At 61.0% G+C, this 6,213-nt stretch carries 1 protein-coding gene and 3 pseudogenes; 2 read left to right on the plus strand and 2 right to left on the minus strand.

Annotated features, from left to right (window positions below; translation table 11 throughout):
* Together NKI20_RS33165 and NKI20_RS33865 are read right to left on the minus strand one after the other, a co-directional pair.
* A partial coding sequence (locus NKI20_RS33165) for a Ulp1 family isopeptidase (RefSeq protein ID WP_352838182.1) occupies positions 1 to 3,704 on the minus strand: 3,704 nt, incomplete at its 3' end.
* A 658-nt stretch (positions 3,705 to 4,362) separates the two neighbouring features.
* A pseudogene (locus NKI20_RS33865) lies at positions 4,363 to 4,897 on the minus strand (aldehyde dehydrogenase family protein); the annotation flags it as partial.
* 507 nt (positions 4,898 to 5,404) lie between these two features.
* On the opposite strand from NKI20_RS33865, the pseudogene NKI20_RS33175 reads away from it, so the two are divergent.
* Together NKI20_RS33175 and NKI20_RS33180 are read left to right on the plus strand one after the other, a co-directional pair.
* Positions 5,405 to 5,763, plus strand: a pseudogene (locus NKI20_RS33175) (DDE-type integrase/transposase/recombinase); the annotation flags it as partial.
* A gap of 267 nt (positions 5,764 to 6,030) precedes the next feature.
* A pseudogene (locus NKI20_RS33180) lies at positions 6,031 to 6,213 on the plus strand (type IV secretory system conjugative DNA transfer family protein); the annotation flags it as partial.

Raw genomic sequence — 6,213 nt, forward strand, 5'->3', positions numbered from 1 at the left:
TTCAGATCAACCACTGACGAATCGCGCGCCGTTGAGTGACCCGGCTGCAGCACCGAGGCACCCAGCATCGACCCACTGCCTCCGGCGTAGGGCGCCGCGGCGTGTTCTTGTCCGCTCCCTTGCGTCATGAGTTGCGCCTCCCATGGCGATCGTAGAAGGTCCGCGTGCGGAATCGAGTCGAAATATCCCGACAAATCAGCGTCGACCTTCTGCTTTTGCAACCGAGCCCACCTTTCGGCCACCGCGGCCTCGCCAACCGCGGAGGACGTCTCCTCAGCCCTGGCGAACGCTGGCCCGGCAGGCGCCGGCGGCACAGAACGAGCAGGGTCACGCAACTCGGACGGTGAGGGGGGATTCAGATCAACCACTGACGAATCCGGCGCATGATGATGGCGCGCCGTTGAGTGATCCGGCTGCAGCACCGAGGCCCCCAGCATCGACCCACTGCCTCCGGCGTAGGGCGCCGCGGCGTGTTCTTGTCCGCTCCCTTGCACCATGAGTTGCGCCTCCCATGGCGATGTATCCACTTGAGGGCCGGGATCATGCACTGGTTCGTCCATTTGCTTTTGCAACCGAGCCCACCTTGCGGCCTCCGCGGCCTCGCCAACCGCGGAGGGCGTCTCCTCAGCCCTGGCGAACGCTGGCCCGGCAGGCGCCGCCGGCACAGAACGAGCATGGTCACGCAACTCGAACGGTGCGGGGGGATTCAGATCAACCACTGACGAATCGCGCGCCGTTGAGTGACCCGGCTGCAGCACCGAGGCACCCAGCATCGACCCACTGCCTCCGGTATGCGGTGCCAGGTGCTCGTCCCCCAGCATCATGGGCTGCGCCTCCCATGCCAATGCACCCACTTGATGGGTGGGGGCCTGCATCAGCACGCGAGCGCCTGAATTGCCGATCTCGCTCAGCTGCTTAGCTTTCCCAGGGGGCTTCTCTGGCCGACCCAATGCCTTCTGCGGCCCGCTGTGCTGCGCAGCGGCGTCCCCAATGGCACGAGCCTCCATGCCGACTGCGTCTTCCGGACGAGCAGCAAGGGCAATTTCGCGCCCGAGTGCGGCGTACGGCGGGAACTTCCGGAGATGAGCTAGTGCACTGATCCACCGGTTACCACTGGAGTCCAAATAACGCCTGGCATCTTCATCCAGCGACCCCTCGTAAAGCCGAGCCGCAATCCCCGGCCTGTTGTTTTCATGCAGGTATTGACTGAAACGTCTAAGAGTAGCCGCATAGTCCTGAGTGGTTTTGGGATTCGGCCCGGTCGCAGGCGCTCCCTTGTACTCTTTGATGAGAGCCGCTTTGTACTCTTTGATGAGCACGGCGTCGGCAGGGTCGGGATTCAGGGCAGCGCGGCCCACCATTGGCGCTCCGCCCGCCGACTCTTTGAGACGACCCAGTGCTCTAGCCACGTTCGAGGAGCCACTCTCGCGCTGGTACTCCTTGAGATCCTGATCCAGCAACGGATCGTCAAGCCGAGTAGCAAATCCCGGCTTGTTATTATCAAAGAGCCAACGACCAAAGCCGAGAAGAGAATTTACATGGTCCGTGACCGTGCGCTCCCCGACCTTACCGGCATAGAGTGCTGACCGCAGCCCTTCGACAACGGTCGCATCGTTGGAATAAAGAGGACGCTTGTCGCGACCGGAGACCACTACTGGAGGATCTGGCTGCACCGCCGCCGGCATAGAACGAGCATGGTCACGCAACTCGAACGGTGCGGGGGGATTCAGATCAACCACTGACGAATCCGGCGCATGATGATGGCGTGTTTCCCCGGGAACAACGTCCCGTACGAACACCGAGTCTGGGTTGCCTTGGTCCGGCGCGACTGGAGCCAGGGCTCTGTCGTGCAACGCTCGCGCTGACTGGCCGAGCCGCTTGATCCGCTGGTGAAACGTCCCAACGGGGCTTTCCTTAACCGCGTCTCGCGCCTGTCGGTCCATGAGTTCAAAGTTCGTGAGATAATTTGCCGTTCCAGATGTATCGTCACCCATGAGTCGGGTTTGTAGTGCCTGCCGATTGACGACGAGGTTGTTGAGGTTCAGGTCTGGCAGGTCTGGCTGCCATCTTTGCAATCGCCCAACCAGCGCCCGCGTGCCGTCCACCACGTAGACTCCGCAATCCCACTCGTTGCTCTGCTGGGCGATGCGGGGTAAGTCCACGCGGGTCTCCAGGCTGGCGCCCAGCCTTTCTGCGAGGTGTTTTGCAAGCTTGTCATGCCATCCGCTGACGGAGTCATAATGATAGGCAACCGGCCGTTCCCGGTCGCTGCGATCAACGAACAGCAGCGACCAATGTTTGCCGCGCTCCGCAAGAGTCTTACCGCCATCGCTCACTGGCACGAACAGGAAGTCGGCTGTGTCGTTACCGTTCTGATTATGGACGATGCGCTGGAATGCGCTTAGCTTGTCGCTCTCGGAGCCCAAGCGCAGATGATAATTGGCTACGAGGGGATCCACGAACCGCGTCCGGGCGGCGAGTTCTGGATTGTTCCCCTGCAACTCCTGCTCCAGGAGCTGGTAATCCCTGTGGATATGTTCGTCGCCTAGCAATTGCAATGCGCCGAGCACCCGCCCGCTGGGGTCGCCGAAAACACCAAAAAACCCTTCGACCGCGGGGGACATCCCCTCAGGAAAGAGCTCTGGCGAGGCGGAATTCCCCGCCCGCAAGCTGGGAGGAGCGAATTCCGGTGGCCTCAGTGGCACCTCCTCGCTTGGTAGCAGGTTGCTCCTGTCCTGTGCAGCGATCCGCTCGTCCGGCGCGCGCTGGTCGCCGTCGCGCCAGATCAGGGGACGAAAGGACTCTGCGGGATCCGAGGCTTGGTGATGGTGCCCAGTTGGTACGAAAGACGATGGCAGAACAGCGGCGTCTTCATTAGCTTCCCCAGGGAGCTTCTCTGGCCGACCCAATGCCTTCTGCGGCCCGCTGTGCTGCGCAGCGGCGTCCCCAATGGCACGAGCCTCCATGCCGAGTGCGTCTTCCGGACGAGCAGCAAGGGCAATTTCGCGCCCGAGTGCGGCGGACGGCAGGAACTTCCGGAGTTGAGCTAGTGCAATGATCCTCCGGTCACCACTGGAGGCCTTATAGCGCTTGGCATCTTCATCCAGCGACTCCTCGTGAAGCCGAGCCGCAATCCCCGGCTTGTTGTTTTCAACCAGGTATTCACTGAAACGTCTAAGAGTAGCTCCATAGTCGTGAATGGTTTGGCGATTCGGCCCGGTCGCAGGCGCTCCCTTGTACTCTTTGATGAGAGCCGCTTTGTACTCTTTGATGAGCACGGCGTCGGCAGGGTCGGGATTCAGGACAGCGCGGCCCACCATTGGCACTCCGCCCGCCGACTCTCTGAGACGACGCAGTGCCACAGCCACAGTCGAGGAGCCACCACTGCTCTCGTACTCCTTGAGATCTTCATCCAGCGACTCCTCGTGAAGCCGAGCAGCAAATCCCGGCTTGTTATTTTTAAAGAGCCAACGACCAAAGCCGTAAAGAGAATTTACATGGCGCTTGACCGTTTCCTCCTTGGCCTTACCCGCGTAGAGTGACCTCAGCCCTTCGACAACGGTCGCATCGTTGGAATAAAGAGGACGCTTGCAGCCGCGACCGTCGGAGACCACTACTGGAGGATCTGGCTGCACCGCCGCCGGCACGGGGGAACGAGCATGGTCACGCAACTCGAACGGTGCGGAAGGATTCAGATCACCCACTGACGAATCCGGCGCATGATGATGGCGCGCCGTTGAGTGACCCGGCTGCAGCACCGAGGCACCTAGCATCGACCCACTGCCTCCGGCGTACGGCGCCGCGGCGTGTTCTTGTCCGCTCCCTTGCATCATGGGCTGCGCTTCCCATGGGGCCGCGCCTTCGATGAGGCTCAGGTCTCCGTGAGACGGATGAGGATGGAACGGGTCTGGCAGAGCCGGAACGCCGGGGGCGGGAATTTGGGCAGCGGCTTGGCGCGCCTCGCCCGAGCGCTGCTCAAAGCCCTCTTGCCCGGCCTGTGCCGCTTGCTCTTGAGATGCCGGGGGCTGCACCTGCCGCCAACCTGTTACATTGGATAGGTCAAATTTGTGCCGGTTCACGTTAGCCTCACGTCCACAGATCAGCTGAGCAACCTACTCGGGCATACTTACGAGAAGCTGACGAGGTCCGCGGTCCCGGAGCGGGTAGGCCTAATTTTCTGCGCGCCGATTGCGCTGGCGCGACGTAGCCCGGCCTTTTGCCAGCTCGGCAGCTACGGCTCGCAAAGAGCGTCGTAAGGCTTGCGGAGCCGCCCCTCAGCTCCCGTCGAGGAGCAATCCACAATTCACATATTTGGAGATGGCTCGCTGGTTTACCGGTCTGCGAGCCCTGCAAGCCCATGCTTCAGATGCCGCCCGTGCAGAGGTATTTCATTTCGAGGTAGTCCTCGAGGCAATGGCGGGAACCCTCCCGCCCGATGCCGGACTGCTTCACTCGGCCGAAAGGCGCGGCTTCCGACGACATGCGTCCCGTGTTCATACCACTATGCCATATTCCAAGGCCTCGGCGACACGCCAAACACGCTTCCGTTTGAGGCACAAATGTGGGGGAAGGCCGTAGATCGTGTCGTTGGCCTCATGCACGACCTATCCGCATCGTCGAAGCAATCACAGGCGCCAGCCGCCCGAATGTCTCTTTCTTGCGCGATGGTCATCTCGCTGGAGACCGGACCGATAGTTCGACGTGCCATTCGCGCGATGCGTTTGCCCCCGCATCGATTCTGCGGCCTTTCGCGACGGCATGGGATTCGATTTTGGCCAGAGCCTGCCTGTCGATCAGCGCACCGATCGCCACTCCGGAGCAAAGCCCTCGCCAACGATAAGTGGCGGACTTTCTCCACGAACTCTCGACAAACACCTTCGTGAACGCCTGACTGGACGGGGGTAGCCATGCCGAACAGGTCGCATAACCACGCCATCGTTCGGCGACTGCAGCCGCGAAGCGTCTCGAACACATCGGCTCGATGCGGTTGCGTCCAGAATGCATCAGCGAGCGGCGGGAGTCTTCGCTATATTCGCCCCCGACATCCCGAAGTCCACCAGCTTGCCTGCCAAAAAGGGGTGTTGCATGAATAAACCCGCTTTCGTCGCCGTCAGCCGCGTGCCCAGGAAGGACGACAGTCTCCATAGCAAGAATGCGAGATGATCATCGTATTCAGCGGCAGCGTGCCGGCGAAATTGGGTGTTCGGCAAGCCAAATAGCGCGATGCAGAAGGATGGTGAGGATTTCGCGTCCGCCACTGCGATGCATAGAGCCACCCTTCGCAACTGACCAGCGCAACAAAGCTCGTTATGCGGCGCGTAGGTTCGTAGACGCTTATCCAGTATCGAGATAACAAGGCCGCTGCGCAGGAACGAACTCTGAGAGCGCACCCTGCGAGAGGTTGCGCTTGCTGACGCGGCTGTGGAAGAAGCAGGGGCTCGCGCCGAAGCGCATGATCACCGACTAGCTTCGCTCGTATGGAGCGGCAAAGCGACAGATGATGCCGGACGTCGAGCACCGGTCGCACAAGGGGTTGAACAACAGAGCGGAGAATTCCCATGTGCCGCCGCGAAAACGGGAGCGGATGATGCAGGGGTCCGATCGCCGGGAGGCCTGCAACGCTTCGTCTCGACCTTGTCAGCCCTCCGCAACCTCTTCGTCCCCCGCCCCAAACGTTCTGCTCTCGCCATACATGTTCATCGCTTGCAAGCCATCGCCGAATGGAAGGCCGTGACTGGAACGCCCGCAACAATGGATTGCTAACGGCGAACTCATGCTGGTCGGCAAGGCGATACTGGCTGGAGCATCAACTCGGCCGACGAGAGTGGCCACACCATCCTAGACAGGATCGGCCGATATGCCCGGCATCGCCGCTCTGCAAAAAGCACAGCGGGCATCCAGACGTTGCCGGGTTGACTATGGGTGTCCGAACCGCGAAAAGAGGCCGCTCTTTATGAGTGGCGTGCGCTGGCAGTCTAACCCCAAGCCCCCCGCCCGGGCTGCCGGCGCGCTTCTAGGAACATCGAGGTAGATGACGAGACTCCGAACTACATTTCCAAAGCTATCGGTGGATTCACATTTCAAGCCCAATCGATTTCCTACAGCTAGGCGCGAACGTTCGATTGGAACATTCAGAATTCACATCAAGGTGCACCGCTATTGCGTCCCGAACAGGTTCGGCTGCTCGATGACGACTACGAGATTGTTCTCATC

Source organism: Mesorhizobium sp. M0830, from assembly GCF_040319965.1.
GTDB lineage: Bacteria > Pseudomonadota > Alphaproteobacteria > Rhizobiales > Rhizobiaceae > Mesorhizobium.